27 protein-coding genes and 2 tRNA genes are annotated in these 26,884 nt (G+C 66.5%); 14 read left to right on the top strand and 15 right to left on the bottom strand.

The window, feature by feature from the left end:
* Positions 1-220 precede the first annotated feature (220 nt).
* Together BN996_RS18235 and BN996_RS18240 are read right to left on the bottom strand one after the other, a co-directional pair.
* On the bottom strand, positions 221-928 hold the full coding sequence (locus tag BN996_RS18235) for an SDR family oxidoreductase (protein WP_089781460.1): 708 nt from the start codon (positions 926-928) through the stop codon (positions 221-223).
* Between the two features lie 132 nt (positions 929-1,060).
* Positions 1,061-2,026 (bottom strand): NADPH:quinone reductase, encoded by a 966-nt coding sequence (locus tag BN996_RS18240; protein WP_089781463.1) that lies wholly within the window; start codon positions 2,024-2,026, stop codon positions 1,061-1,063.
* Positions 2,027-2,070: 44 nt separating this feature from the next.
* On the opposite strand from BN996_RS18240, the gene BN996_RS18245 reads away from it, so the two are divergent.
* The 3 genes from BN996_RS18245 (at position 2,071) to sucD (ending at position 5,247) form a co-directional block, all read left to right on the top strand.
* Positions 2,071-2,925: a hypothetical protein gene (locus BN996_RS18245; RefSeq protein ID WP_226908795.1), complete on the top strand. Its 855-nt coding sequence runs from the start codon at positions 2,071-2,073 to the stop codon at positions 2,923-2,925.
* Positions 2,926-3,235: 310 nt separating this feature from the next.
* The gene (gene sucC / locus BN996_RS18250; protein ID WP_089781465.1) at positions 3,236-4,381 is read left to right on the top strand and encodes an ADP-forming succinate--CoA ligase subunit beta; all 1,146 of its coding nucleotides are present in this window, start codon (positions 3,236-3,238) and stop codon (positions 4,379-4,381) included.
* Positions 4,378-5,247: a succinate--CoA ligase subunit alpha gene (sucD, locus tag BN996_RS18255; protein ID WP_089781467.1), complete on the top strand. Its 870-nt coding sequence runs from the start codon at positions 4,378-4,380 to the stop codon at positions 5,245-5,247. Before sucC ends, sucD begins: the two co-directional genes overlap by 4 nt.
* A gap of 53 nt (positions 5,248-5,300) precedes the next feature.
* On the opposite strand, the gene BN996_RS18260 is transcribed toward sucD, so the two are convergent.
* Entirely contained in the window at positions 5,301-5,594 is a 294-nt protein-coding gene (locus BN996_RS18260) for a hypothetical protein (RefSeq protein WP_089781469.1), read from the bottom strand.
* Positions 5,595-5,755: 161 nt separating this feature from the next.
* Here BN996_RS18260 and BN996_RS18265 point away from each other — a divergent pair, with 161 nt between their 5' ends.
* The 3 genes from BN996_RS18265 (at position 5,756) to BN996_RS18275 (ending at position 9,093) form a co-directional block, all read left to right on the top strand.
* Positions 5,756-8,053, top strand: a complete 2,298-nt coding sequence (locus BN996_RS18265) for a methyl-accepting chemotaxis protein (RefSeq protein ID WP_089781471.1) — start codon at positions 5,756-5,758, stop codon at positions 8,051-8,053.
* Between the two features lies 1 nt (position 8,054).
* A complete protein-coding gene (locus BN996_RS18270; RefSeq protein ID WP_089781473.1) occupies positions 8,055-8,492 on the top strand; it encodes a CBS domain-containing protein in 438 nt (145 codons plus the stop codon).
* A gap of 91 nt (positions 8,493-8,583) precedes the next feature.
* Positions 8,584-9,093: a DUF2062 domain-containing protein gene (locus tag BN996_RS18275; RefSeq protein ID WP_089781475.1), complete on the top strand. Its 510-nt coding sequence runs from the start codon at positions 8,584-8,586 to the stop codon at positions 9,091-9,093.
* Here BN996_RS18275 and BN996_RS20295 read toward each other — a convergent pair whose 3' ends face one another.
* The 3 genes from BN996_RS20295 to BN996_RS18285 all read right to left on the bottom strand — a co-directional run bounded on the left by BN996_RS20295 (position 9,094) and on the right by BN996_RS18285 (position 9,682).
* Positions 9,094-9,243: a hypothetical protein gene (locus BN996_RS20295; RefSeq protein WP_167344172.1), complete on the bottom strand. Its 150-nt coding sequence runs from the start codon at positions 9,241-9,243 to the stop codon at positions 9,094-9,096.
* Positions 9,244-9,487: 244 nt separating this feature from the next.
* Positions 9,488-9,562: transfer RNA gene (locus tag BN996_RS18280), tRNA-Val, on the bottom strand.
* A gap of 45 nt (positions 9,563-9,607) precedes the next feature.
* Positions 9,608-9,682, bottom strand: a tRNA-Val gene (locus tag BN996_RS18285).
* A gap of 240 nt (positions 9,683-9,922) precedes the next feature.
* Here BN996_RS18285 and trpD point away from each other — a divergent pair.
* From trpD to trpG, 4 genes are read left to right on the top strand one after another with little or no spacing between them, the layout of a single operon-like run.
* Positions 9,923-10,918 carry an anthranilate phosphoribosyltransferase gene (gene trpD, locus BN996_RS18290; RefSeq protein WP_089781476.1) on the top strand — a complete coding sequence of 332 codons (996 nt, stop codon included), beginning with the start codon at positions 9,923-9,925 and terminating at the stop codon, positions 10,916-10,918.
* Between the two features lies 1 nt (position 10,919).
* Entirely contained in the window at positions 10,920-11,585 is a 666-nt protein-coding gene (trpF, locus tag BN996_RS18295) for a phosphoribosylanthranilate isomerase (RefSeq protein WP_089781478.1), read from the top strand.
* The gene (trpE, locus tag BN996_RS18300; RefSeq protein WP_089781480.1) at positions 11,582-13,156 is read left to right on the top strand and encodes an anthranilate synthase component I; all 1,575 of its coding nucleotides are present in this window, start codon (positions 11,582-11,584) and stop codon (positions 13,154-13,156) included. The genes trpF and trpE overlap by 4 nt, the downstream gene beginning before the upstream one ends.
* Complete coding sequence (trpG, locus tag BN996_RS18305; RefSeq protein ID WP_089781482.1) at positions 13,153-13,773, top strand: anthranilate synthase component II; 621 nt, start codon at positions 13,153-13,155, stop codon at positions 13,771-13,773. The genes trpE and trpG overlap by 4 nt, the downstream gene beginning before the upstream one ends.
* 94 nt (positions 13,774-13,867) lie before the next feature.
* Here the strand turns inward: trpG and BN996_RS18310 are convergent, their stop codons facing one another.
* Positions 13,868-14,080 carry a DUF8029 family protein gene (locus BN996_RS18310; RefSeq protein ID WP_042662454.1) on the bottom strand — a complete coding sequence of 71 codons (213 nt, stop codon included), beginning with the start codon at positions 14,078-14,080 and terminating at the stop codon, positions 13,868-13,870.
* A 535-nt stretch (positions 14,081-14,615) separates the two neighbouring features.
* Here BN996_RS18310 and BN996_RS18315 point away from each other — a divergent pair.
* The 3 genes from BN996_RS18315 (at position 14,616) to BN996_RS18325 (ending at position 19,016) form a co-directional block, all read left to right on the top strand.
* Positions 14,616-17,711 carry an adenosylcobalamin-dependent ribonucleoside-diphosphate reductase gene (locus BN996_RS18315; protein ID WP_089781484.1) on the top strand — a complete coding sequence of 1,032 codons (3,096 nt, stop codon included), beginning with the start codon at positions 14,616-14,618 and terminating at the stop codon, positions 17,709-17,711.
* Between the two features lie 405 nt (positions 17,712-18,116).
* A complete protein-coding gene (locus tag BN996_RS18320; RefSeq protein WP_089781486.1) occupies positions 18,117-18,545 on the top strand; it encodes a type IV pilin domain-containing protein in 429 nt (142 codons plus the stop codon).
* Entirely contained in the window at positions 18,546-19,016 is a 471-nt protein-coding gene (locus tag BN996_RS18325) for a type IV pilin domain-containing protein (RefSeq protein WP_089781488.1), read from the top strand.
* Positions 19,017-19,189: 173 nt separating this feature from the next.
* Here the strand turns inward: BN996_RS18325 and BN996_RS18330 are convergent, their stop codons facing one another.
* The 4 genes from BN996_RS18330 to BN996_RS18345 form a co-directional block, all read right to left on the bottom strand.
* A complete protein-coding gene (locus tag BN996_RS18330; protein ID WP_089781490.1) occupies positions 19,190-19,378 on the bottom strand; it encodes a DUF8178 family membrane protein in 189 nt (62 codons plus the stop codon).
* 51 nt (positions 19,379-19,429) lie between these two features.
* Complete coding sequence (locus BN996_RS18335; protein ID WP_089781492.1) at positions 19,430-19,990, bottom strand: DUF1684 domain-containing protein; 561 nt, start codon at positions 19,988-19,990, stop codon at positions 19,430-19,432.
* Between the two features lie 62 nt (positions 19,991-20,052).
* Positions 20,053-21,036, bottom strand: a complete 984-nt coding sequence (locus BN996_RS18340; RefSeq protein WP_089781494.1) for an aldo/keto reductase — start codon at positions 21,034-21,036, stop codon at positions 20,053-20,055.
* A gap of 295 nt (positions 21,037-21,331) precedes the next feature.
* Positions 21,332-21,598 carry a DUF8028 family protein gene (locus BN996_RS18345; protein ID WP_089781496.1) on the bottom strand — a complete coding sequence of 89 codons (267 nt, stop codon included), beginning with the start codon at positions 21,596-21,598 and terminating at the stop codon, positions 21,332-21,334.
* Between the two features lie 338 nt (positions 21,599-21,936).
* On the opposite strand from BN996_RS18345, the gene BN996_RS18350 reads away from it, so the two are divergent.
* Positions 21,937-22,236 carry a DUF8072 family protein gene (locus BN996_RS18350; RefSeq protein WP_089781498.1) on the top strand — a complete coding sequence of 100 codons (300 nt, stop codon included), beginning with the start codon at positions 21,937-21,939 and terminating at the stop codon, positions 22,234-22,236.
* A 9-nt stretch (positions 22,237-22,245) separates the two neighbouring features.
* On the opposite strand, the gene BN996_RS18355 is transcribed toward BN996_RS18350, so the two are convergent.
* The 4 genes from BN996_RS18355 to BN996_RS18370 form a co-directional block, all read right to left on the bottom strand.
* Positions 22,246-23,181 (bottom strand): DMT family transporter, encoded by a 936-nt coding sequence (locus BN996_RS18355; protein WP_089781500.1) that lies wholly within the window; start codon positions 23,179-23,181, stop codon positions 22,246-22,248.
* 114 nt (positions 23,182-23,295) lie between these two features.
* Complete coding sequence (locus BN996_RS18360) at positions 23,296-24,627, bottom strand: ABC transporter ATP-binding protein (protein ID WP_089781502.1); 1,332 nt, start codon at positions 24,625-24,627, stop codon at positions 23,296-23,298.
* On the bottom strand, positions 24,620-25,813 hold the full coding sequence (locus tag BN996_RS18365; protein WP_089781504.1) for an ABC transporter ATP-binding protein: 1,194 nt from the start codon (positions 25,811-25,813) through the stop codon (positions 24,620-24,622). Before BN996_RS18365 ends, BN996_RS18360 begins: the two co-directional genes overlap by 8 nt.
* A 1-nt stretch (position 25,814) precedes the next feature.
* On the bottom strand, positions 25,815-26,879 hold the full coding sequence (locus BN996_RS18370; RefSeq protein ID WP_042662443.1) for an ABC transporter permease: 1,065 nt from the start codon (positions 26,877-26,879) through the stop codon (positions 25,815-25,817).
* Positions 26,880-26,884 lie beyond the last annotated feature (5 nt).

A 26,884-nucleotide genomic window follows, 5' to 3' on the forward strand; every position in this document is an offset into this window, starting at 1 on the left:
TAAATGACGCGGTATGCCGTCGCATATCGGAGCGAAAATCAACATAATTCTCCAAGCAACTATACCTCGTGGAACGTTCGTCCGAATTCAGGCCCCGTATCTCCTCATTTTTCTAACGAGTGTCGTGTTCGTGAATCCCTTGCGTACCGCGTAAAAATTCGTGCGCACCGAAACGAATGTCATACCATCTCGTGGCGGATGTTGCCACGAGACGGGCGGCTCAGGCCTCGCCGTACACCGGCACTGCCGCGCCGCTCGTCACGGGGGTCGCGTCCGAACAGAGCGCGAGGACGGTCCGGGCGATTTCCTCGGGTTTCACCCACTTCTCGAAGTCGGCGTCCGACATCATCTCGCGGTTCATCGGCGTGTCGATGACGCTCGGCATGACCGCGTTCGCGCGCACGACGCCGCGGTTCTCCTCGGCGATGGTCTCGGTGAGCAGGCGGACGCCGGCCTTCGACGCCCGGTAGACGCCGTCGCCCTCGCCGCCCTCCAGCGACGAGCGGGCCGAGACGCTCACGACGGAGCCCTCGGTCTCGCGGAGGTGCGGTACCGCGTGTTTCGACGCGAGGAACATCGTCTTGAGGTTCACGTCGAACAGGAAGTCGAAGGTGTCCGCGTCCGTCTCGTCGACGGGCGTCCCGCCGCGCCACGTCCCGGCGATGTTGGCGAGGTGGTCGAGGCGGCCGAAGTCGGAGACGACCGCGTCGACGATACGCGCCACGTCGCCCTCGTCGGTGAAGTCGCCCTCGTAGAACCGAACCTCCTCGGACTCGAAGAAGCCGTCCTCGTCGTCGGGTTCGACCACGTCCGCGGCCGCGACCGACGCGCCCGCCTCGTAGAACGCGCGGGCGACTGCGCCGCCGAGCGCGCCGCTCGCACCGGTCACGAGAGCCACGGTTCCGTCGAAATCGAATACCACGTCCATGTCCGTGCAATACGTGCGCACGGAACATAATTCGGTCGCGGCTGTGCGCCCGTCGGCGACCGGCCGCGCCGTCACCCTCCCGCGTCGGTGACCACCGGCTCGGATTGCGGCGGGCACGACGAGGCGGTCCCGTCAGGGCGTGATGACCAACTTGCCGAGGAAGCTGTCTTCCATGACGGCGCGGTGGGCCTCGGCGGCCTCGTCGAGGTCGTAGGTCCGCGCCACGTCGATTTCGAACTCGCCCGCGCCCATCTGGCCGGCGAGTTCGCGCAGGGGCGCAGAGAGGTCGGGCGTGTTGAACATGCTCATCATCGTCAGCGAGAGGTCCTTGCCGCGGGCCGACGACGACAGGTCGAAGCCGACTTCGGGGTCGTTCTCGCCGATGCCGACGATGCGACCGCCGACGGCGGCCACGTCGGCGTCGAACTGGAGGTAGTCGTCCATCCGGTGGTCGAGCGTCAGGTCCACGCCGTCGCCCGTCGCGGCGTCCACGACGGCCTCGGCGAGGTCGTCGCGGGCGTAGTCGAGGACCACGTCCGCGCCGAGTTCGGATACCCGGTCGTGGTAGTCGGGCGCGGCGGTGACGATGACGCGGGCACCGGACGCGGCGGCGAGTTGGACCGCGGCGTGGCCGACGCCGCCAGAGCCGCCGTGAATCAGGACCGTGTCGCCCAGTTGCATCCGACCGTGGTCGACGAGGGCGCGCCACGCGGTGACGCCGGCGACGCCCGCGCCGCCGGCCGCAACGAGGTCCACGTCGTCCGAGAGGACGGCCAGCCGGTCGGTCGGGACGGCCGCGAACTCGGCGTAGCCGCCGTAGTGGTCCTTGCCGATGCCGGTGCCGACGACGCGGTCGCCCTCCGCGAATCCCGTCACGTTGGCCCCGACCGCCGCGACCGTTCCGGCCACGTCAACGCCGGGAATCATCGGCATCGCGAAGGGTTGGTACGAGCCTTCTCGGAAGTACGTATCCACCGGATTGACGCCCGCGGCCGCGACTTCGACGAGGACCTCGCCCGCCGCCGGTTCGGGCGTGTCGATGTCGTCTACCTGAAGCACGTCGCGTCCGCCGTGGTCGTGGAATCTGACAGCGCGCATAGTTACACAGGAGTTCTTATCCTATTACGTATTTTCCCTACACTATGGACCGAAACCTCGCGCCGTGGCAGAAACGAGACGGTCCAATGTATCTCTCCGAGAAACAACTCTTGAACCGGCTAGTAGAGCATGGGGTTTCCACGCCCGAGGACCTCGCGGAGGACCGGTTTCGAGAGAACGTAATTCGGCTTCAATGCCGCTTGCTCGCCCGCGTAGGGGCAGTCGTGGAAGTCGCTGAAGATACGTTCGAAGCGACCGCATCTGGTGAGGCCATTTTCTCCGAGGAGGGTTGCTCTCCCTGGTTCTCTGGGGAGGATCTCGTCATCGGTGAGGAACTCTGTGTCTCTGACTGGCGTCTCACCGACTTCTCTAAGTTGGACCCGACAGACATCAAGCAGATTAACCTCCAATTCTTCGAAGATCCGGAGAACGACTATCGAATCCTCGACGAGTCGCCAACATATACCCAACAAAAGATTCTCGGAGCTACCGATTGGAAACTAAACCGCTTGCTCCGCGAGTTCCCACGGACAGAATCACTCTCACAGCAGTGCGCGCATTGGATGCGTGCGTTCGCTGGGATTCACACGTTTCCGGATGCGAACCACCGAACAGGCATGGCCTCCTTGTACGGTTTACTGAAGCAGAACGACGTCGAGTTCCCCGACGAAGAGTGGCCGGGCGACCACATCGAGCGTGCCGTACTCCATTCGAAAATAATCCGCGGCCTCCACTCGGATGTGAAATACAATTCCCTGTGGCTGAAAGACGAACTATACGTTAGCTGGCATCGCTACTTCCGAAATTTCCTCTTGGACTGCGAGAACCGCCTGCCGATGAAGCCGACGCTCGAACAGTTACGAAGCGTAATCAATCACGGCCGGGAAAACGGATTTTAGCTTAGACTCGGTCCTCGGCGACCTCGCCGGGAGAACCCATCGCCACGTACTTATCGTGGTTCTTCTCGATGTTCTTGCTGATTAGATCCAGCGTATCTGGGTTCATCTCTGTATGCGATTTAGATTGCATGTACGCAAAAGTGTTTTCCTATCCAGAGCTTCGGGAGTCATCTGCCCGTAGGCGTACCGCACAGACCTCATAGAAAGCATATCTGAAAAGAGAGTTCTTTATCAAGAGAATCTGATACGGTCAACCCTGAACGTAGATGAATGGGATTTAAGCGCGTGCCTTTCCCTCCCACGCATGGTAATGAAGCTTCACGAATACCAGGCGAAGGATATCTTCGCAGAGGCTGGGATTCCGGTGCCAGAGTCCCGTCTCGCGTCGTCGGTAGAGGAAGTCATGGAGGCGGTCGAGGAGATCGGATACCCCGCCGCCATCAAGGCGCAGGTACACGTCGGTGGGCGTGGCAAGGCCGGTGGCATCAAAATCGCTATGAACGAAGACGAGGCTCGGCAGGCCGCAGAGGACATCCTCGGGATGGACCTCAAGGGCTACACCGTCGAGCGGGTGCTCGTCGAGGCGGGCGTCGACTTCGAGAACGAACTGTACGTCGGCATCACGATGGACCGCAGCGAGGGCAAGCCCGTCGCGATGGTCTCGACGGAGGGCGGCGTCAACATCGAGGAAGTCGCGGAAGAGACCCCCGAGGCAATCGCCCGCGAGCACATCGACCCCGCGTTCGGCCTGCACCCCTATCAGGCCCGCAAGGTCGTCTTCGAGGCGGGTATCCCCCGCGACGTCGCCTTCGACGTCGCCTCGTTCCTCACGACGCTGTACGACCTCTACGAGTCGAACGACGCGTCGGACATCGAAATCAACCCCGTCATGATCACCTCGGACCGCGACATCGTCGCCGCGGACGCCGTCATGAACATCGACGACGACGCCCTGTTCCGTCACGACGACCTCGCGGCGATGGAAGAGGACTCCTACGAGGACGAACTCGAAGCCAAGGCCGGCGAGTACGGCTTCGACTACGTCCGTCTCTCGGGTAACGTCGGCATCATCGGCAACGGTGCCGGTCTCGTCATGACGACGCTCGACCTCGTGGACTACTTCGGCGGCGAACCCGCCAACTTCCTCGACATCGGCGGCGGCGCGAAGGCCGAGCGCGTGGCGAACGCGCTGGACATGGTCTTCTCCGACGAGAACGTCGACTCCGTCGTGTTCAACATCTTCGGCGGCATCACCCGCGGCGACGAGGTCGCCAAGGGTATCAACGAGGCGCTGGAGAGCTTCGACGAGATTCCCAAGCCGGTCGTCGTCCGCCTCGCGGGCACGAACGCCGAGGAGGGAATGGAGATTCTGAACACGGACCTCGTACAGGTCGAGGGGACGCTGGAGGACGCCGTCCAGCGTGCCGTCGGGAACGCACAGGAGGTGTCCCAATGAGCATTTTCGTCGACGACGACACGCGAGTAGTTGTACAGGGTATCACGGGCGGCGAAGGCAAGTTCCACACCCGCCAGATGGTGGAGTACGGCACGAACGTCGTCGCCGGGACCTCCCCCGGAAAGGGCGGTCAGGACGTCGACGGCATCCCCGTCTACGACACCGTCGAAGAGGCGGTCGACGAGGAAGACGCCAACGCCTCCGTCGTGTTCGTCCCGCCGGCGTTCGCCGGCGACGCCATCTTCGAGGCGCTCGACACGGACCTCGACCTCGTCGTCGCCATCACCGAGGGCGTCCCGACGCAGGACATGGCCAAGGTGAACAAGCGCCTGTCTGAGACCGACACGCGCCTCATCGGCCCCAACTGTCCGGGCATCATCACGCCCGGCGAGGCCAAGCTCGGCATCCTCCCCGGCAACATCTTCGAGGAGGGGAACGTCGGCCTCGTCTCCCGCTCCGGCACGCTCACCTATCAGGTCGTCTCGAACCTGACCGAGCGCGGCATCGGCCAGACCACCGCCATCGGCATCGGCGGCGACCCCATCATCGGCACGTCGTTCGTCGACGCCCTCGAAGCGTTCGAGAACGACCCCGACACGCACGCCGTCGTCATGTGCGGCGAAATCGGCGGCGAGGACGAAGAGCAGGCCGCGAAGTTCATCGCGGAGAACATGGACACGCCCGTCGCCGGCTTCATCGCCGGCCGCACGGCCCCGCCGGGCAAGCGCATGGGTCACGCCGGCGCTATCGTCTCCGGGTCGGGAACGGGCACCGCCGAGTCCAAGATTTCCGCCCTCAACGACGCGGGCGTCCCCGTCGGCGACACCCCTAACGAGGTCGCCGACCACATCGAAGACTTCCTCTAAGCCCGCTTCGAGCGCGGGGTTCTCCCGCGTCGATTCTTCTCGGTTCTTTTTCCTCATCGCAACGCCGCCCCGCACAGTCCACAGCGCCCGCCGTCGGCCGCGTTCGGTACGCCGCACTCTCGGCAGACAGTCGTCCGCCGCCGCGACTTCTCCCGCGCGGACCGCAGGAACGTCGTCGGGTCGAGCGACGTCCCGGTCGTCCCGCCGCCCTCGTCGACTCTGTCGAGGACGCGCTCGACGAGGGCGTCCTCGCGCATGGCGTCGAGCAACCTGACGAACCCGACGAACAGGAGCGACGGCGCGACGATGCAAAAGCCCGCCACGAGCAGGCGGAACTCGGTTTCCATGTGGCTTGCTAGCTTCCGACAGACGTATGGTTGACGCTCGGGTCGGACCGGCTCGTGGTCCGCGGCCGCCGGAGCCTGTTCGGCCGTCGCCGCGACGCTATATTATCTCGTTTGATATTCGGACGCGCGGATTTATGCCTCGCATTCGGTTCGGTACGGTAATGGCCGAAAATCTCGTTTTGGAGGCCGAATCACGGCTTCCTGATGCGATTACGGAGAGCTACACGCGGCGGCTCGTCGCCGCGATGCTGCTCGTTTCAGTCCTCGTCGCCGGCGTCGGAGCCGTCCAGTATCAACAGACGGCATCCACGATAGACGAGAACGCCCGCGCCGACCTGCTCACCGAGGCCGAACGCGAGGCCCTGCAGGTGGACACGTGGTTCGACGAGCGCGAACGCCTCGCGACCATCGTCGCCGACGACCCCGCCGCCGGGAGCACGCTCGACGGGCGGTCCTCGGCGACCCTGACGGCCGCGAAAGCGGAGATGCCCGCGGACGTGGCCGCGCTCCACTTCGTCGACACCGAGACGACGACCGTCATCGGGTCGTCCGAGGAGGGCGCGGTCGGGACGACGCTGTTCGAAGGCGGATCGCTCCCGCTCCCCGCGAGCGCCGACCTCTCGGACGACGGCGTCGAGCGAACCACGGTCTACGTCGAAGACGGCGTCGCCTACATGGGCTTCGTCGCGCCGCTCCCGTCCATCGAGCCGCGCGCAATCGTCCTCGTCGCCGAGGCGTCCTCGCTCGGGGCCGCGCTCGACGGCAACCGCATCGACGGCGGCTTCACCCAGCTCGTGACGACCGACGGGAACGTCCTCTACGACGGCGGCGGCGGCCGGTCGAACGTCGCCTATCCCGCGGCCGAGGCGTCCGAACTCGACGACGCCTTCGCCGGCGAGACGGGCGTCACCCGCCTCGCCCCGGTCGAGGGCTTCGTCTCCTCGCCGCACGTCGTCGCGCACGTTCCCGTCTCCGGCGGCGTGCTCCTCCTGCACGCCCCCGCGAGCAGCGTCTTTGCCCTCTCCCGCAGCGTCGGCCTCCAGATTGCGACGCTGCTGGCGCTCTCGATACTCGGCTTCGTCGTCTTCGCGCTCATCGTCCGCGGGAACACCGCGCGCCCGCTCGTCGACCTCGCGTCGACCGTCGCCGCGCTCCGCGACGGCGACCTCGGCGTCGACCTCGAAACCGACCGGAAAGACGAGTTCGGACAGGTCGTCCGCGGCATCGGCAACCTCCGGGACGACCTCCGCGACCAGCGGACCGACGCCCGGACCTACAGCGAGGCGATGACCCGCGCGGCCGACGGCGACCTCCGCGTGCGCCTCCCGACCGACTCCGAGAGCCGCGACATGGCGACCGTCGCCGCCGCGTACAACGAGATGATGGACGACATCGAACAGACCGTCGGCACGGTCAAGACGTTCGGCGAGGACGTGGCGACGCTCGCCGACCGCGTGGCCGACCGCGCCGACGACGTGTCCGCCGCGAGCGAGGAGGTGTCGGCGTCGGTCCAGCAGATTTCCGAGGGCGCGAGCGAGCAGACCGACAGCCTCGTCGCCGCCGCCGACGAGATAAACGACCTTTCTGCGTCCATCCAGCAGATTGCCTCGTCGGCCGACGAACTCGTCCGGCTCACCGAGGAGGCCGAGGCGCGCTCGCTCGACGGTCAGACCGCCGCCACCGACGCCCTCGACGACATCGACGCCGTGCGCGCCGAGACGGAGGCGACCGTGGGCGAGGTCCGCGAACTCGACGACCGCCTCGCCCGAATCGAGGAAATCGTCGAGGTCATCACCGACATCGCCGAACAGACCGACATCCTCGCGCTCAACGCGAACATCGAGGCCGCCCGCGCGGGCGAGGCCGGCGAGGGGTTCGCCGTCGTCTCCAACGAGGTCAAACAGCTCGCACAGGAGACGAAGTCCTCGGCGGGCGACATCGAGTCGCTCGTCGCCGAAATCGAGACCCAGCGCGACGCCGTCGTCTCCCGCATCGAACGCATGCAGGCGCAGGTCGAAGAGAGCGCCACCTCGGTCGACGAGGCGCTGTCCTCCTTCGACGGCATCGTCGAGCGCGTCGAGGAGACGACCGCGAGCGTCCACGAGATTTCGGACGCCACGGGCAGTCAGGCCGACTCCTCCCAAGAGGTGCTCTCGATGACCGACGAAATCGCGGGCATCTCCGAGGAGACCGCCGCCGAGGCCGAGAACGTCTCCGCGACCGCGGAAGAACAGAGCGCCGCGCTCGTCGACGTCAACGGTGACGTGCGCGAGCTCTCGTCGCACGTGAGCCACCTCGACGACCTCTTGGACGCGTTCGAGGTCGACGACGGCGACGACGTGGCCGCGACCGTCGACGACGTGCTCGGCGAGGACGCGACGGGCGGTCCCGACCCGGACCAGACCCCCGCCGCATCCGAGTCGCGCCCCGACCGAGAACCCTCGCCCGCGGACGACTGAGATGCGCGTCGACGACATCATGACCGAGGAGGTTGCGACCGTCGAACTGGGGTCGAGCGTCGCCGACTGCGCGCGAACCATGCTCCGCGAGGGCGCGGGGAGCGTCGTCGTGATGGCCGACGGCGGTCCCGCGGGCATCGTCACCGAGTCGGACGCGCTCCGCGCCGGCGTGGCGAGCGGGAAGCCGCTTTCGGCGGTCCCGGCCCGCGCGGTCATGTCGAGTCCCATCAAGTGGATTCGACCGGACTCCACGACGCGCGTGGCCGCCGAGAAAATGCGCGAAACGAAGGTGAAAAAGCTCGTCGTCGTCGACGGCTCGGAGATGGTCGGCATCGTGACCGCCACGGACATCGCCTTCCACCTCTCTGACGTGGCCCGCGGCGTCGGCCAGATGATAGAACTCAAGGACAAGTGGGAGTCGGACCGGCGGTTCCGCTGACCGTCGCTGGCCGCTGTCCCGCGGTGACTGGTAGCATCGAACAGTCACCGGCGAAGCGTTGATTACGCCGTCTCGCGTCTAGTCGCGACGAGTGTACGACCGTCTCGCGTCGATTCGTCCCCGCGTCCGGTCCGGCCTCGAACGAGCGTTCGCGGCGGACCACACACCTCACGAGGTGGCCGCCAGCTTCGCGTTCGGCGTCTTCTTCGTGGCCATGCCCACCGCGGGGACCGCCCTCGCGCTGTTCGCCCTCATCGGCTACTTCGTCGAGCGGGCGAGCCGACTCGCGCTCGTCGCCACGCTCGTCGTGTTCAACCCGCCCGTCAAGTGGGCGGTCTACGGCGCGAGCTTCTGGCTCGGCTCGCACCTGCTCGGCCCGGTTCCGGGAACGTCCGTCGCCGACGTGTCGCTCAGTTCCGGCGTCGACATCCTGTTCCGACAGCTCGTCGGCAACACGATTCTCGCGGCCGTCCTCGCCGTCGTCGGCTACGCGGTGACGCTCCAACTGGCGCGTCTGCACCACCGGCGACAGCCGTCTGCGTCGCCGGCGGGAACCGCCGAGAGTCGAAGCGACGACGCCCGACCCGACGTGCCGTCGTGACTACCGCTGTGTCCGCTCGTTTCTGCCCTCCTCGAACGCCCGGAGCGACTGGATGAGCTTGTAGCCCAGATAGACGACCGCGAGCGGGATGAGGAGCAACAGGCCGAGGATGACGAGTTCGGGACCGCCGGGAATCTGCAGGAGGGTCATGGGCGGAATTCGCGGGCCGTGAGGATAGTAGTTGGGTGGGACGTGGTGTTGTGTCGGGTGACACGCTCGCTCCGCTCGCGTGAACCTCACTCGCAACGCTCCGCGACTCACGGCTCCGCCGTTCGTTTTACTGCGACACTGCGTGTCGCACGTCGCTCGCTGGTTCAAATCTGCCCGGAACCACGTACACGACGTCGACGCGAGAGACACAGAGGTCTCTCGCGGTCGTGGCGTCGGAGAGAAGTGGGTTGGGGCAGATTTGAACTGCCGGCCTCCTCCATGTCAAGGAGGTGTCATAACCAGACTAGACCACCAACCCGGTGTGTTGCGAACATCGCCGAACGCCGAAACGCGGGAAGAGGAGTGGGTTGGGGCAGATTTGAACTGCCGGCCTCCTCCATGTCAAGGAGGTGTCATAACCAGACTAGACCACCAACCCGGTTACGGTGCTTCCCGCGTCCGTTCGGACGTATCTCTCCGTTGTCCGGGGTTACAATTTAAGCTTTCGAATCGGACTACGTGCGGCGATTCGGGTCACAGCGCGGTCCCGCCGTCCGTCGCGGTCGATTCGCCCCGAGCGGCGACCGTTCGGTGCCGGCGATTTTCGCCAGCCCGACACGCTTAAGCCGATGTACGAATTTGTACATCGTAACCCGAAGAAGTACATCGGTGATTACCAATGCAGGATTATATCGAACGTGTGACCGGCGGTGCGGACCTGACTGTCGAGGAGGCGCGCGACGCCGCGCGGGCGGTCTTCGAGGGCGCGACCGAGGCGCAAATCGGCGCGCTCCTCGCCGCGCTCCGGGCGAAGGGCGAGACCGAGGCCGAAATCGCGGGGTTCGCGCAGGGGATGCGCGACGCCGCCCTGACCATCGAGCCCGACCGCGGGCCGCTCGTCGACACCTGCGGCACCGGCGGCGACGACTACAACACCATCAACGTCTCGACCACGAGCGCGCTCGTCGCGGCCGGCGCGGGCGCGGCGGTGGCCAAGCACGGCAACTACTCCGTCTCTTCGTCTTCTGGGAGCGCCGACGTGCTGGAGGTCGCCGGCGTGAACGTCGAGGCCGACCCCGAGTCCGTCGAGGCGTGCATCGATGACAACGGCGTCGGCTTCATGCTCGCGCCCGTGTTCCACCCCGCGATGAAGGCCGTCATCGGCCCGCGGAAGGAACTCGGCATGCGGACCGTCTTCAACGTCCTCGGGCCGCTGACGAACCCCGCCGGGGCCGACGCGCAGGTTCTCGGCGTCTACGACGCCGACCTCGTCCCCGTCATCGCCGAGTCGCTGTCGCACATGCCCGTCGAGCGCGCGCTCGTCGTCCACGGCTCCGGCATGGACGAAATCGCGCTCCACGACGCGACCACGGTCGCCGAAATCGACGGCGACGAAATCACCGAGTACACCCTCACGCCCGCCGACCTCGGCCTCGAACGGGCCCCCATCGAGGACGTCGCCGGCGGCACCCCGCAGGAGAACGCCGCCGACCTCGAAGGCATCCTCACCGGCGACGTGACCGGACCGAAGCGCGACCTCATCCTCGCCAACGCCGGCGCGGCCGTCTACGTCGCCGACCTCGCGGACTCGCTGGAGGAGGGCGTCGAAGTCGCCCGCGACGCCATCGAGTCCGGCGCCGCGAAAGCCAAACTCGACGCGCTCCGGGAGGCGTGAGATGACCCGCGTCAAAGTGTGCGGCGTCACCGACGAGGCCGACCTCGACGCCGTCGACGCGGCCGGTGCCGACGCCGTCGGTGCCATCTGCGACGTGCCCGTGGACACGCCCCGCGAGATTCCCCGCGAGCGCGCCCGCGAGCTGTTCGCCGCCGCGCCCCCGTTCCTCACGACCGTCCTCGTGACCATGCCCGACTCCATCGACCACGCCCGCGACCTCGCCCGCGAGGTCGGCCCCGACGTGCTCCAACTCCACGGCGACTTCGCGGCCGACGACCTCGACTCGCTCCGCGCGACGGGCGTCGGGGTCGTCCCCGTCGTCGACGCCACCGACCTCGACCGCGCACGCGGCCTCGCGCCCGTTGTGGACGCTATCCTCGTCGACACGCCCTCCGCGTCCGGCGCGGGCGGCACCGGCGAGACCCACGACTGGGACGCCTCGCGCGAACTCGTCGAGGCGGTCGACGTACCCGTGATTCTCGCGGGGGGTCTGACGCCCGACAACGTCGCCGAGGCGGTTCGGACGGTCGAACCCTACGGCGTCGACGTCGCCAGCGGCGTCGAATCCGCCGGCGGCGTCAAGGACCACGACGCGGTCCGCGCCTTCGTCGCCGCGGCCAAAGCGGCCCGCGGAGCGTCCGACGACCACGAGGAGGTCGTCGCGTGACGACCCCCGACACCGGCCGCGAGGAGTTCGTCGACCTCGTCGGCGACGCGGACGAACCGGTCGTGACGCACCTCGTGACCGACCTCGACGTGTCCGTGGACCCGCTGGCCGCGTACACGACGCTCGCCGACCGAAGCGACTACGGCTTCCTCCTGGAGAGCGCCGAGAAGGTCTCCTCCAGTAACCCGCAAGGCGCGTTCTCCGCGCCCGCGACGGCCGCCGACTCCCACGCGCGCTTCTCGTTCGTCGGCTACGACCCGGAAGCGGTCGTGACGGTCGGCCCCGACGGCGTCGACGTGACCGACCTCGGCGGTCCCGCCGCCGAGTTCGTCGGCGCGGGCGACGGCGACGTGCTCGACTCCCTGCGCGGCGCGCTCCCGGACCTCCCGCGCGTCAACTTCCCCGAGACGGACCGTCAGACGCTCACCGGCGGGCTGGTCGGCTTTCTCGCCTACGAGGCCGTCTACGACCTCTGGCTCGACGAGGTCGGCCGCGAGCGCCCCGACACCGACGGTCCGGACGCCGAGTTCGTCCTCACGACCCGGACGCTCTCGTTCGACCACCGCGAGGACGCCGTCCGCCTCGTCTGTACCCCCGTCGTCTCGCCCGACGACGACCCCGGCGAGGTGTACGACGGCGTCGTCGCCGAGGCCGAGCGCGTCGCCGAAAAGCTCCGCGCGGCGGCCGACCCCTCGCCCGGCGGCTTCGAGCGAACCGGCGAGGACGCCGGCTCCCGCGAGGACTACGAGGCCGCGGTCAGAAAGACGAAAGAACACGTCCGCGACGGCGACATCTATCAGGGCGTCATCTCGCGCACGCGGAAGCTCCGCGGACAGGTCGACCCCGTCGGCCTGTACGCCTCGCTGCGCGAGGTGAACCCCTCGCCGTACATGTACCTGCTCCGGCACGGCGACCGGCGCGTCGTCGGCGCGAGCCCCGAGACGCTCGTCTCCGTGCGCGGCGACCGCGTCGTCGTCAACCCCATCGCGGGGACGTGCCAGCGCGGCTCCGGGCCGGTCGAGGACCGCCGCCTCGCCGGCGAACTCCTCGCGGACGGAAAGGAGCGCGCCGAGCACACGATGCTCGTCGACCTCGGCCGCAACGACGTGCGCCGGGTCTCGACGCCCGGCAGCGTCCGCGTCGAGGACTTCATGAGCATCATCAAGTACAGCCACGTCCAGCACATCGAATCGACCGTCTCGGGGACGCTCGACCCCGACTCGGACGCCTTCGACGCCACGCGGGCGACGTTCCCCGCGGGGACGCTCACCGGCGCGCCGAAGGTCCGCGCGATGGAGATTATCGACGACCTCGAAGACGAGCCGCGAGGCGTCTACGGCGGCGGCGTCGGCTACTACTCGTGGACCGGCGACGCCGACATGGCAATCGTCATCCGGACCGCGACGATCGACTCCGGCGGCGCGGAAGACGCCATCACCGTCCGCGCGGGAGCCGGCATCGTCGCCGACTCCGACCCGACCTCGGAGTACGAGGAGACGGAACAGAAGATGGGCGGGGTGCTCGACGCCGTCCGCCGCATCGAGTACGAGACCGAGGAGGCGCCGCAATGACGGCGATTCGGCTCGTCGTCGTCGACAACTTCGATTCGTTCACGTACAACCTCGTGGAGTACTTCTCCGAGCAGACCGTCGAGGGCGAACCGCTCGACATCGAGGTGCGCAAGAACACCGCGTCGCTCGACGAGATACGCGACCTCGACCCCGACGCCATCGTCGTCTCGCCGGGGCCGGGCCACCCGAAGAACGACCGCGACGTGGGCGTGACGAACGATGTGCTCACGGAACTTTCGACGGAGATTCCGACGCTCGGCGTCTGTCTCGGCCTCGAAGCCGCCGCGTACGCCTACGGCGGCACTATCGGCCACGCGCCGGAGCCGATTCACGGCAAGGCGTTCCCCGTCGACCACGACGGCGAGGGCGTCTTCGCCGGCCTCGAAGACGGCTTCCCGGCCGGGCGCTACCACTCGCTCGTCGCCACGGACGTCCCCGACTGCTTCGACGTCTCGGCGACGACCGACCACGACGGCGAGGCGCTCGTGATGGGCGTTCGCCACCGCGAGTACCCAATCGAGTGCGTCCAGTTCCATCCGGAGAGCGTGCTCACGGGGTCTGGACACGGCGTCGTCAGAAACTTCCTCACAGAGGTCGCCGGCTTCGACGTGGCCTGAGGCCTGAGACCGGTCAGGCGCAGAGACGTCGAGACGCGACCGAGCGGATGCGACTGCGGTCTGCTGTTCTCGGTCCGGCGGCTGTGCCGCCGCCTCAGAGGACGTTGATGCCGAAGAACGAAAGCAGCAGCAGCGCGCCCACGACGATGGCGGCGATAGTGACCAGTCGCCACGCGATTTTGAGGAACAGTCGGCCGACGAGGATGACGACGGCGACGGCCGCGAGCACCACGAGCATCTGACCGAGCGGGCCGGAGAGCAGGCCGCCGAGCTGTAACGGGGTGAGTGCGAGGGAAGTCAGTACCATACCACGATATGACTCCCGTGAAGTGGATAAGCTTGTGGGCGGTCTCGTCGCGCGGTTCCGGCGTGATTTTCCCGCCGAAACGACCGATTTCGGCACCCCTGAGCGACTGGCGAATTTGAACATATGAATTCTGATAGTTGTATGAGCGGTGACTATCAGGCCATCCTTTATAATCTCCCCATTGATGCGAGACACGTCACCATGCGACTGGTTCAGCGGCTTCGTCTCCCCCCTCACGTTCTACTGGATATACCGCTTCCGTCTGTCGATTTTGGGCGTCACGATTTCACTTCCGCTCCGCTCTAACTACGGTTATGTGGCTTCCGTCCGTCCTATGAATCCGTGCACTTCGGACCCGGTCGTCGGCCGTCGGCGTAACTGCACTAATTATGATACGTTCGGCGGTCGAACCTCCGAGTTCGAAGCCCTTAACCAACCACGCAACACACACCAATATCGTCACCAATGAGCGGAATTTCCGGACACTATCGACGCGACCTCGCCCGAACGCGGCTCGGGCGGGAGGGACAGTAAGATGAGCGACGCGAACCTCTCGACGGACGAACTCGTGCTTCCGGTCAAGCGGACCGAAGGCGAGACCCTCGAAGCGCGGATGACGGGCAACGCCTACAACAACATTCTCCCCGCCCGCTATCTCCGCAAGGACGCCGACGGCGACCTCGTCGAGACGCAGGAGGACCTGTTCCCCCGCGTCGCGAAGAACATCGCGCTCGCCGAGGCCGTCTTCGAGGCCGAAAAGCGCGACATCGAACTCACGGTCACCCCCGACCTCATCAAGCCGGACCACCCGCGCCGCGACGAACTCGCCGCGGAGGTCTTCGGTAAGGGCGTCACCGCCGACGACGACGAGGCCGAGGCGACGCTCTCGGTGTACAACGTCAACAAGTTCGCCTACGACACCCTCGTCCCCGAACTCCCCGAGGAGGTCCGCGAGGTCGTCGTCGAGAAGCGCGAGACGTTCCAGGACATGATGGAACAGCTCTCCTTTATGCCGAACTCGCCGACGCTCATGAACGCCGGCGACGAACTCCAGCAGCTGTCGGCCTGCTTCGTCGACTCCCCGGGCGACGACATCACCGACATCCACCAGACGGCCAAGGAGGCCGCCGAGGTGTTCCAGTCCGGCGGCGGCATGGGCTACGCCTTCTGGAAGCTCCGCCCCTACGGCGACGCGGTCGGTTCGACCGGCGGCATCGCCTCCGGCCCCATCACGTTCATGCGGACGTTCGACCAGATGTGCGAGACCATCGCGCAGGGCGGCGCGCGCCGCGGCGCGCAGATGGGCGTCATGCGCGTCAGCCACCCCGACGTCATCCAGTTCCTCCACGCGAAGAACAAGGACGTCTCGCTCGCGCACACGCTCCGCCTGAACGACCCCGACGACTTCACCCACACCAAGTTCGTCGATGCGCTCGACGAGGCGCGCGAACTCATCGACGAGGACGGCCGCGTCCCCAAGCACCTCCGTAACGCCGTCGAAGGCCACCTCTCGAACTTCAACATCTCCGTCGGCATCACCGACGGCTTCATGGAGGCGCTGTACAACGACGAGGAGTTCGTCTTCACGAACCCCCGCACCGAAGAGCCGCACGTCGCCACGCCCCAGACGAAGGAGATCTACGACATGTTCGGTCTCGGCGAGTACGTCGAGGTCGGCGAGGTCCTTTCGGTCCCCGCGAAGGAGCTCTGGGACCAGATTATCGAGGGCGCGTGGGAGAACGGCGAACCCGGCGTCGTCTACCTCGAACGCGCGAACAAACAGCACTCCTTCGACGTCGAGAAACACCCCGACCACCGCATCCTCGCGACCAACCCCTGCGGCGAACAGCCGCTGGAGGAGTACGAGGCGTGTAACCTCGGGCACATCAACCTCTCGACGCTCGTCGCGGAGGACTCCCCCGACTGGCGCGTCTGGTACGACGCCCACGGCGACGAGTACGACTCGCTTGAGGCCGCGACGGAGGCGTTCCTCGAAGACGCCGTCGACTGGGAGGAGTTCAACCACCGCATCGAAAGCGGCACGCGCTTCCTCGAAAACGTCGTCACGATGTCGGACTTCCCGGTCGAGAAGATCGAGGAGAAAGTCCGCGAACTCCGCAAGATCGGTCTCGGCATCATGGGTCTCGCCCAGCTGTACATCCAGCTCGGCGTCCGCTACGGCTCCGACGAGGGCAACGAAATCGCCCAGCAGCTCATGACCCACATCAACCACGGGTCCAAGCGGGCCTCCCACGAACTCGCCGCAGAGCGCGGCCCGTTCGAGGCGTGGGAAGACTCGAAGTACGCGAACCCGACGGAGTACCGCGAGTGGTTCGAACACCACACCGGCGAGTCCGCCGACGACTGGGAGGACGGCTACCCCATCCGCAACCACAACACGACGACCATCGCCCCGACGGGCACCACGTCGATGGTGTCGAACACCACCGGCGGCTGCGAACCCATCTACAACGTCGCCTACTACAAGAACGTCTCCGACGACGTGCAGGGCGACGAGATGCTCGTCGAGTTCGACGACTACTTCCTCCGCGTGCTGGAGGCCAACGACATCGACGTCGAGGCCGTCAAGCGCGAGGCCCAAGACCAGATGGCCGCAAACGAGTTCGACGGCGTCGCCTCGCTGTCGACGGTTCCGGACGCCATCTCCGAGCTGTTCGTCGTGACCTCCGACCTCGCGGGCATCGAGCACGCGGGCGTCCAGTGCGCCCTCCAGAGCGGCGTCGACTCCGCCATCTCGAAGACCTGTAACTTCCCGAACAGCGCCTCGAAGGAGGACATGGACGAGGTCTACCGCTACATCTACGACCACGGCGGCAAGGGCGTCACCGTCTACCGCGACGGGACCCGCTCGAAGCAGGTGCTCACCACGCGCGCGAAGAACACCGAGTTCTCCGACGACGAGGAGGCCGCCGAGGCCATCGTCTCGCAGATTCGCGACGTGTTCGGCGACGTGGAGGCGTTCCTCGAATCCGAGGAGGTCTCGGACCTCATCGGCAGCGAACTCGAACTCGCCTTCGCCGACTCCCCGAGCGACGTCGGCAAGAAGCGCCCCCGTCCGGACGTGCTGTACGGCGTCACCCAGCGCATCGACACCGGCTACGGGAAGCTCTACGTCAACATCAACGAGGACGAACACGGCGAGCCGTTCGAGCTGTTCGCCAACATCGGCAACTCCGGCGGCTTCACCGCCTCCTTCACCGAGGCGCTCGCCAAGACCGTCTCCACCTCGCTCCGCTCGGGCGTCGACCCCGAGGAGATTGCCAACGAGCTGAAGGGCATCCGGAGCCCGAAGGTCGCCTGGGACAAAGGAGAGCAGATTAACTCCATCCCGGACGCCATCGGGACCGCCATGCGCCGGTATCTCGACGGCGACATCGACAAGGGCTACCCGCAACAGCAGAACCTGACCGAGGTCGAAGCCGAGGCCGCCGCGGCCGAGGACGCGGACACCGACGGCGGGGTCGCCGTCGACGACGGCTCCGATTCCGACGCCGTCGCGGACCTGCTCGCGGCGGGCGAGAGCCCCGAGTGTCCCGAGTGCGGCGAGATGGACCTCTACTACTCCGAGGGCTGTAAGACCTGCCAGAACTGCGGCTGGTCCGAGTGCTGAACGCGGGCCAGTAACATCCGCGGTCGCTGTCTCGTCTCTCTTCCGCTCTGTTCTTTGCGACTTCTCCACTCCGAGCCTGTGCGGTCCAGTCTCGCGGACGTGTTCGACGACGTCGTATGCGACCGTCGGAATCGAATGAAACGCCCCCGAGGACATGTCAAATGTCCTCAGAAAGCGTCTCTCGAAGGGGGGTAGTTAGGGACTTAAACACAGTATAAACAGTATATTAATGTCCTAATTCCGGCTCGAAATTGCCCATTAATCTGGCACGTAGATTTAAGTTATCCCGGAGATACCGGTCGGGTGGACACACCGCGACGGGTGCCGGGCAGGGATGCTGGCAGCGACGACCGCGCCACTAGCGTCCTCGGCGAGCGATACCGTCCCGGGTGTCGGACATAACGCATGCAACTCAAACATCTCTTCACGGAAGACCGTGCAGTCAGTCCCGTCATCGGGGTTATCCTGATGGTGGCGATTACAGTGATTCTCGCAGCCGTCATCGGCACGTTCGTTCTCGGACTCGGTGACCAAGTCAGCGAGACGGCCCCGCAGGCGAGCTTTAGCTTCGATTACGACGGCACCGACAACCTGACGATTACCCACGAGAGCGGGGAGCAGATTGCCGCGAACCAGGTCACCGTAACCGGTAACTTCAGCAACTCCGGTAATAACTGGACCGCTTACGGTGGCTCCGATCCGATCTCCGCAGGTGGGTCCGCCGTCGTAAACAACTCTGATGGATTCGCTGACGGCGACACCGTTCGCGTCGTCTGGAACTCGCAGAGTGGCAGCACGTCCTCCACGCTCCAGCAGTGGACCTACAACGGATAGATGAATTTCAAACAACTCCTCGCTGAGGACGACGCGGTGTCGCCGGTCATCGGCGTTATCCTCATGGTCGCAATCACGGTGATTCTCGCGGCCGTTATCGGGACGTTCGTCCTCGGTCTCGGCGACCAGGTCGGCGACACTGCTCCGCAGGCGAGCTTCGGGTTCGACTACAACGGCACCGCCCTCACGGTCACCCACGAGAGCGGTTCTTCCATCGACGCCGCGCAGGTCAACATCACCTCTTCGGTTGCCCTTAACGACTCCACGGGAACTGAACTCGCCGGGGCGAGCGGTACGACCGGCACTTGGAAGTCGATATCCTCGGATTCGGAGATTACTGCCGGGAGCCAAGTGACGGTTGTCGAGCAGAACGCCGACGACCTCTCAACCGCGACTGTTCGAGTCATCTGGACCTCCGAGAGTGGCAGTAACTCCGCCACGCTTCAGAGCTGGTCCGGTCCCGACGCCTGAACGCAACACCGCCTTTGCGGCATCGTTTTCTTCCGACCCACCCACCGAGCCGCGGCTGACTCGACTCCCGCGAAGCGTGTCCGGCCGCGTCGCTGGCGCGCGCTCAGACAGACGAACTGCGCCGTCGCGAGAACAGCCGGTTCTTCGCCGTTACAACGAGGGATACGCCGGTCTCAGACCGGGCGGCCGTCTTCGGACGTGCCGACTAGCCACGTTCCGAGGGTGAGCGCGCCGGCACCGACGATGACCGCGTAGGACATCACCTGTGCGGAGTTCGGTAGCGTTCCCGGCAGCATCGCGATCGTCCCGACGATCATCAGCGCCATCCCGATGACGGCTTTCTTCGAACTGAGCAGTCCCATGTCGGTCTCTCCGGAAGCGTCCGATATGGAACTTGCGCTTTCGCGTCGCGGTTACTCGTAGTCCTGTTCGCCGGCGGGGACGACCACGTCGAGCCAGTTCTCCTCGGGTGGAAGCGGACACTCGAAGGCCTCGGTGAACGCGCAAAACGGGTTGTACGCGAGGTTGAAGTCGACGACGACCTCGTCTAACTCGTCGAGTGGCGCGTCGGGCGTGAGTTCCATGTACCGACCGCCGTTGTAGGTCTGCTGGCCCGTCGTCTTGTCGCGGAAGGGGACGAACAGCGTCGGCGAGTCGTCGTGTTCCTGGCGGTACGCCCCGAGGGAGAGGTCAGTGTCGCGGAGTTCGAAGTGGAACGTGGCGACGCGGAGATACCGGACCTCGCCGTCGGTCGAGGTGTCCATCGTCACCGGCTCGGGGTCGGCGTGCGTCTCGACCGACGCGGTCACGCGGTAGTCCGGGTCGGGGTCGAAGTAGTCGAGGCCGTCGAACTCGTCCCGCTCTTCCGGCGGAATCGGCGACTGCGGGTGCGACCCGAAGAAGTCGTCTTTCTCCTCGCGCTTCGCCCGGAGTTCGGAGACGTAGGCGTCGGCGTCGAACGCGTGGTCGGTCATACGCGCCGATACCCGCCGGCGACACCTACACCTGACGGTTCGAGGGCGCGGCGACGAACCCGCTATCCGGAAACGCGGCGCTTGGCGACCGAGATGCGTTCGAACTGGTCGGGCGTGAGGTCGATGTCCGCGGCCGCGACGTTCTCGCCGAGTTGGTCGACCGTCCGCGCTCCGACAATCGGCGCGGTGACCTGCGGGTGATGCATGAGCCACGCGAGGCTGACCTGCGCGGGCGACGCGCCGACCGCCTCGGCGACCTCCTCGACCTGTTCGAGCGCGTCGAAGTTCGACGGCGTGAGGTAGGAGTCGGCGAACCGCTGGTCGTTCGCCGCGCGGGAGTCCGCGGGCGGGCGCTCGTCGCGGGCGTACTTGCCCGTGAGAAACCCGCCGGCCAAGGGCGACCACGGGACGACGCCGATGTCGTAGTCGGCGCACATGTCGAGGTAGTTCCCCTCTATCTCGCGGTTGGCGGCGTTGTACCGCGGCTGGGCGACTTTAAACGGCTCGTAGCCGCGCTTGTCGGCGAGTTCGTTCGCCTTGACGACTTTCCACGCGTTCGGTTCGAGCGTCGAGGTGCCGAGGTAGTTCACCTTGCCGTCGCGGACGAAGCCGTCGAGCGTCCGCATGAACTCCTCGACCGGGGTCTCGTCGTCCCACCGATGGATGTACAGCAGGTCGACGTAGTCGGTGCCGAGTCGGTCGAGGATGCGGTCCATCTGGCGGCGGAGGTGTTTCCGGTTGAGGCCGCGGCCGTTGGCGTCCTCTCGCGTGGGCCAGAAGATTTTCGACGCGACGACGAAATCCTCTCGGTCGCGTTCACCGAGCCAGTCGCCGATGTACGTCTCGCTGGCACCGTCGCCGTACATGTCCGCGGTGTCGATGAAGTTCCCGCCGGCGGCGGCGTACGCGTCGAGCAGTTCGTGGGCGCGGTCGCGGCCGACCTCGACCTCGCCGTCGTCGTTCCGCCGACCGAACCGCCACGTTCCGAACGCGAGTTCGGAGACCGTCGTCCCGGTCCGTCCTAATGGAACCATCGCGAGCGACATACCGAATCCGAAGACCGGACCGGGGTAAAGCCACTCGATTCCCGACGGTCGAAAATGAGGAACGTGCGGCGGTGGCGGGTCGACGCATCGAGCGCCCGAGAGACGCGAGAATCGCGGAGGGAGCCGCGCCGGAGGCGCTCGCGGAGGAGAGACCGAGAGTGTCGGAGGTGGGAGGATGTGGAGGGGACGCGGAGGTGGGAGGATGTGGAGGGACGGAGGGACGGAGGGACGCGGAGGGAGAACGCAGGTCGCGTCGGTGCGCGAACCGTCGGATGCGTGTCGGCGACCGTCTCGCCTACGACCGGGCGTAGTTGTGCCCGATGACGAGCGCGAGCGCGTTGAGTGCGAGAAGCACTCCGAAGACGGTGAACTCGCTCGCTTCGAGGCCGCCGAACAGCAAGGGCAGATACAGGAACGGGAGGGCAACGGCGGCCCAGAAGCCGACGAACCGGAGCGGTGCGGCGACGAGTTCGAAGCCGAGGCGAAGCGACCGTTCTTCCGTTACGACCTCGCGGAGTTGGGAGAGGCGTTCACGGGGGACCGTGGATGGGGAGTTCGACATTGGTTGGGGGGCACCTACGAACACAACATGGTGCGGAGGGGTCATAATTAGGTGCGAGAATTCGATTCGTTTCATACTCGTTTACTCGCGACCGTCGGATAAACGTGAAATTTCATAGGCTGACGAGCGACGGCCTAATACTTTATACTCGGTTCTAACTCTTTTATTCAGAGAACATTCAGCTGTTCCTGAACAGTCCGGAAATCCTGATTTTCCCGAATTTCGATTGACCAGACTCGGCGCTCGGTGCGCCGGCCCGCGCGGTTCGTCAGTCGGTCTGAGGTTCGGCCGCCGTCGCTCCCGCAGGGATTTACCCCGCGAGCGCGACTGTCGGGGTGATGCCCGAACTCAACCGCGTCGCAAAGCGCATGTACAACATCCACCCGAACGCCATGCGTCTCGTCGTCGGCGAGGAGATAGACGGCACGTTCACGTTGGAGAGCGCGGAGTTCTTCCAGACGGAGTTTCAGGCCGAGGGGCGGTGCGTCGACGACGACGCGGTCTATCGGTTCGCGACGACGGAGAACAACGACGCCGTCGTCGTCGGTCGACAGCGCCCCGGGGAGGACGGCTGGTCGATGGTCGGAGAAGTAGAGACAGTCGAGCGGGCGGACGCGGCGGATACGACGGACGCGTAGCCGCGTGTTTCAGTCGGCCGCGCCCGCGCCGTCGCCGAACCGATAGCGGAGTTCGCGCCGAATCGCCCCGCGCTTCAGGAGGACGAACCCGAGGAAGATGAGCGCGAACCCGCCGACCGTGGACGAGGTGGGGACCTCGCTCAGGAACGCCCAGCCGGCGAGCGCCGCGAAGACGGGTGCAACGTACGAGACGAGGTTAATTTCGATGGGACCGAGCCGCGCGAGCAGGTCGAAGTAGATGAGGAAGCCGAGCGCGCTCGCCGCGAGCGAGAGGTACGCGAGCGCGGCGACCGACTGGACGGTGAGGTCGACCGAGCCGATGCTCTCGCCGAGCCCGACGGACGCGACGTGCATCAGGCCCGCCCCGAGGAGCATCGACCACGCCTCCATCGTCTCGATGGGCATCTCCGAGTCGACCCGACGGGTCAGGACGGAGCCGAGGGCGAAGGCGGCGGCCGCGCCGAAGATGAGCAGTTTCGCGACCGTAGCGCCGGCGAGGAGGTTGCTCGGGTCGAGTTCCGAGAGGACCGCGACGCCGACGAGGCCGAGGAGGAGGCCGACGACGCCGAGCGCGGTGAGTCGCTCGCTCGGGAGCAAGAGTCGGGCGAACCCGGTGGTGAGAACCGGGCTGAGGCTCACGATGACGGCGGCGGCGGCGCTCGTCACGGTCGGGTCGGTCTCGCCGATGAACAGAAGCGCGTGGTACGCGGCGATGAGAAACACCGCGCCGATGGCGATTTCCGTCCACTCGGCTCTGCCGCGTGGGACCGGCGAGTCGGTGGCGTACAGCGCGTAGGCGAGCATCACGACGCCGGCCACGTCGTACCGGAGGGCGGCGAACAGCACCGGCGGGAAAAAGTCGAGTCCGGCCTTTATCGCCATGAACGCGGAGCCCCAGACGGCTGCGAGGACGACGAACAGTCCGATGTTTCGGTACCGTGTCACAGCGTTGGTGCACCGGGGAGGTGCCTGAACGTTTCGTTACGGGGCGGTTTCGCCGGTGCCGCGAGGGGGGAACGGCCGAGCAACACCCGCCGGCCGCCAGCCTGCGACCGCGACTCAGTCGTCCGCCTCGACGGCCGCGCCGGCGTTCGTCTCGATGACCGTCACCTCGTCGGAGCCCTCGTAGAGGTGACACGCCGCGGGGTGCGGCGCGTCGCCGACCGCGGGGCGTCGCGTCTCACAGGGGCTCTCGAAGCGTTCCCGTAGCGTCTCGCCGGCGCGGTCGGCGTCGCCCTCGGCGAGGTGGCCCAGCGCCGTGTCGACGACGCCCGCGACCTCGCCGCGGAGTTCGGCGTCGACGTGTCGCGCGCGCGCCTCCTCGATGAACGCCTCCGCGTCCTCCCGGTCGGGGTCGGCGGCGTCCCAGACGTGGTCGGGGTTCACGTCGCCGACCGCCAGCGCGTCGCGGAGGTCCATCACGGCGCGGTAGGTCTCCTGTTCGATGTCGAGGTCGTCCGGGGGGATGACCCGCGGGCACCGCGTCCGGAAGCGACAGCCGGACGGCGGGTTTCGCGGCGACGGCACGTCGCCCGACAGCGCCTCGACCCGACGGCCGTGTTCGGCCGTCGAGGGCCGGGGCACGCTCTCCAACAGCGCCTCGGTGTAGGGGTGTTTCGGCGACTCGAACAGCTCGTCCGTCGGGCCGAGTTCGACGATGTTGCCGAGGTACATCACGGCGACGCGGTCGCAGATGTGCCGGACGACGGAGAGGTCGTGGGCGATAAACAGATACGTCAGCCCGAACTCCTCCTGCAAATCGTCGAGCAGGTTCAACACCTGCGCCTGCACCGAGACGTCGAGCGCCGACACCGGCTCGTCGAGGACGATGAACTCCGGTTCGAGCGCGAGCGCGCGGGCGATACCGACGCGCTGACGCTGGCCGCCGGAGAACTCGTGGGGGTAGCGGTCGAAGTGGTTCGCGGAGAGGCCGACCCGCTCTAGCAGGTCGGTGACCCTGTCGCGCCGCCACTCGCGTTTGGACTCGCCGTCGGCGGTGTCGGGAATCCCGTGAATCCGCAGCGGCTCGGCGACGATGTCGCCGACGGTCATCCGGGGGTCGAGGCTCGAAAACGGGTCTTGGAAGACGATTTGGGCGTCCCTGCGGAACGCCTTGAGTTCGTCGTCGTCCATCTCGAAGACGTTCTTCCCGTCGAACGTGACCGCGCCGCCGGTCGCCTCGCGGAGCCGGAGCAGGGTTTCCCCGGTCGTGGACTTTCCGCAGCCGGACTCGCCGACGAGTCCGAGCGTCTCGCCGCGGACGATGTCGAACGAGATGCCGTCGACCGCCTTGACGCTCGTCGGGTCGCGCCCGAGGAGGCTGTCGACGAGCGAGTCCTGTTCGAAGTAGTACTTCTGGAGCTCCCGAACCGACAGAAGCGGTTCAGTCATCGGCGCTCACCTCCGGGTCGGCCGCCTCGGCCCCGTCGACCGAATCGACGGCGTCCGAGGGGTCGAACTCCTGTTCGGCGAGGACGCACCGGACGCTGTGTCGGCCGTCCAGTTCGTACTCGGGGATGCGGGTCAGACAGTCGGTCATGGCTTTGGGGCACCGGTCGGCGAAGTAACACGCGTCGGGCATCTCCGAGTCGAGCAGACTGGGGACGTTACCCGAGATGGGTTCGAGGCGGCCCGAGGGGTCGTCAACGTCGGGAATCGACCCCAACATCCCCTGCGTGTACGGGTGGACGGGGTTCTCGAAGATGTCGGCGAGCGGGCCGCGCTCGACGACCTCGCCGGCGTACATGACGCCGACGCGGTCGCACATCCGGGCGATGACGCCGAGGTCGTGGGTTATCATCAGGATGCTCATCCCCTCCTGTTCCTGCAGGTCGCGCAGCAGGTTGAGAATCTGCGCCTGAATGGTCACGTCGAGCGCGGTGGTCGGCTCGTCGGCGATGAGCACGTCCGGCTCGCCGGCGAGCGCCTGCGCGATCATCGCGCGCTGGAGCATTCCCCCGGAGAACTGGTGGGGGTACTCCTCGGCGCGGTCCTCGGGGTCGGGGATACCGACCTGGTCGAGCAGTTCGACCGCGCGGTCCATGCTCTCGTCGTCGACGTAGCTCTTCGAGGGGAGAAGCGAGTCCCTGATGAGCGACGCGAGCCCGTAGCCCTGGGTGCGCGAGCGCGTGCTCCGCGGGTTCGACCGGGCGCGGCGCTGGACCTCCACCGCTTCGGCGATCTGCTCGCCGACGGTTATCGAGGGGTTGAAACTGCTCATCGGGTCCTGAAACACCATGCTGAACGACGGGCCGCGGAGCGACCGGCGGACGCCCTCCGGGAGCCGCCGGATGTCGACGAGGTCGCCGTCCACGGCGTCTGGCTTCGACCCGCGGAACTCCTCGGCGAGGTCGGCGTTGCGGTACCATATCTCGCCTTGGGTCACGCGACCGGGCGACTCGATGAGGTCGATGACCGACAGCGCGGTCACGGACTTGCCGGACCCCGACTCGCCGACGATGCCGAATATCTCGCCGTCTTCGACGTCGAACGAGACGCTTTCGACCGCGTTGACCTGCCCCTCCTCGGTGAAAAAGCGGGTCGAGAGGTCGCGGACGCTGAGAATCGTGTCGGCCATCTCAGACGCCCCCCTCCCCTTCGATGCCGGGGTCGAGCGCGTCTCTGAGCCAGTCGCCGACGAGGTTCAGCCCGATGACCGTCACCACGATAGCGAGGCCGGGCATCGTCGAAATCCACCACGCGGTGGACTGGTACTGCCGGCCGAGGGCGATGTCGAAGCCCCACGACACGTCGGCCCCGGAGAAGCCGAGGAACGACAGCGCCGACTCCAGCAGGATGATGGCGGCCACCTGAATCGTCGCCAACACGAGGATGGGCGTGATGGCGTTGGGGAGGACGTGTCTGAGCATCGTCCGCCCGTCGCTCGCGCCGAGTGCCTTCGCGGCCTTCACGTACTCCTCCTCGCGGATGGAGAGCGCCTCGCCGCGGGCGACGCGGGCGAACCACACCCAGTTGACGAGCGCGACGACGACGATGACCGTCCCCGGGAGGACGACCGTCCCCGGCATGCCCGTCGGTAACCCGACAGCCGAGCGGAACGCCGGGGCGAGTCCGGTGGCGACGAACGGGTCGGGAATCGGCGCTTGGGCCTGTCCCCAGACGCCCACGAGGGCGATTGCGAGGACGAGCGACGGGAACGCGAGCATGATGTCCGCGCTCCGCATCAGGACGTCGTCCACGCGCCCGCGGTAGAACCCCGCCGACAGCCCGACGAGGACGCCGATGAGCGCCGCGAGCGACGTGCCGAACAGGCCGACGAGGATGGACGTTCTCGCGCCGTAGATGACGCGGGAGAGGATGTCCCGCCCGTTGCCGTCGGTGCCGAGCGGGTGTGCGACCGTCGCGTTCGTGTAGACGGTCTGCGTCTCGGTGACGACCTGTCCGTCCTCGATGACGACGCTCCCGTCTTCCATCTGTGTCACCTCCCGGGTCTCCGTCGTGCTGAAGCCGAGCGGCGGTTGCCGGGCGTTGTCGAGGTTCTGTTGGGACGGGCTATACGGCGAGATAAACGGGGCAAAGATGGCCATCGCCACCACGAGGACGACGACGACGATGCCGAGCTTCGCGAGGAGACTCCGTCTGAGCTCTCGGCGAAGGTTTCTGCGTGTGCGTTCCGATATCATAGAGC

It is taken from the genome of Haloferax massiliensis, assembly GCF_001368915.1.
Taxonomy (GTDB): domain Archaea; phylum Halobacteriota; class Halobacteria; order Halobacteriales; family Haloferacaceae; genus Haloferax; species Haloferax massiliensis.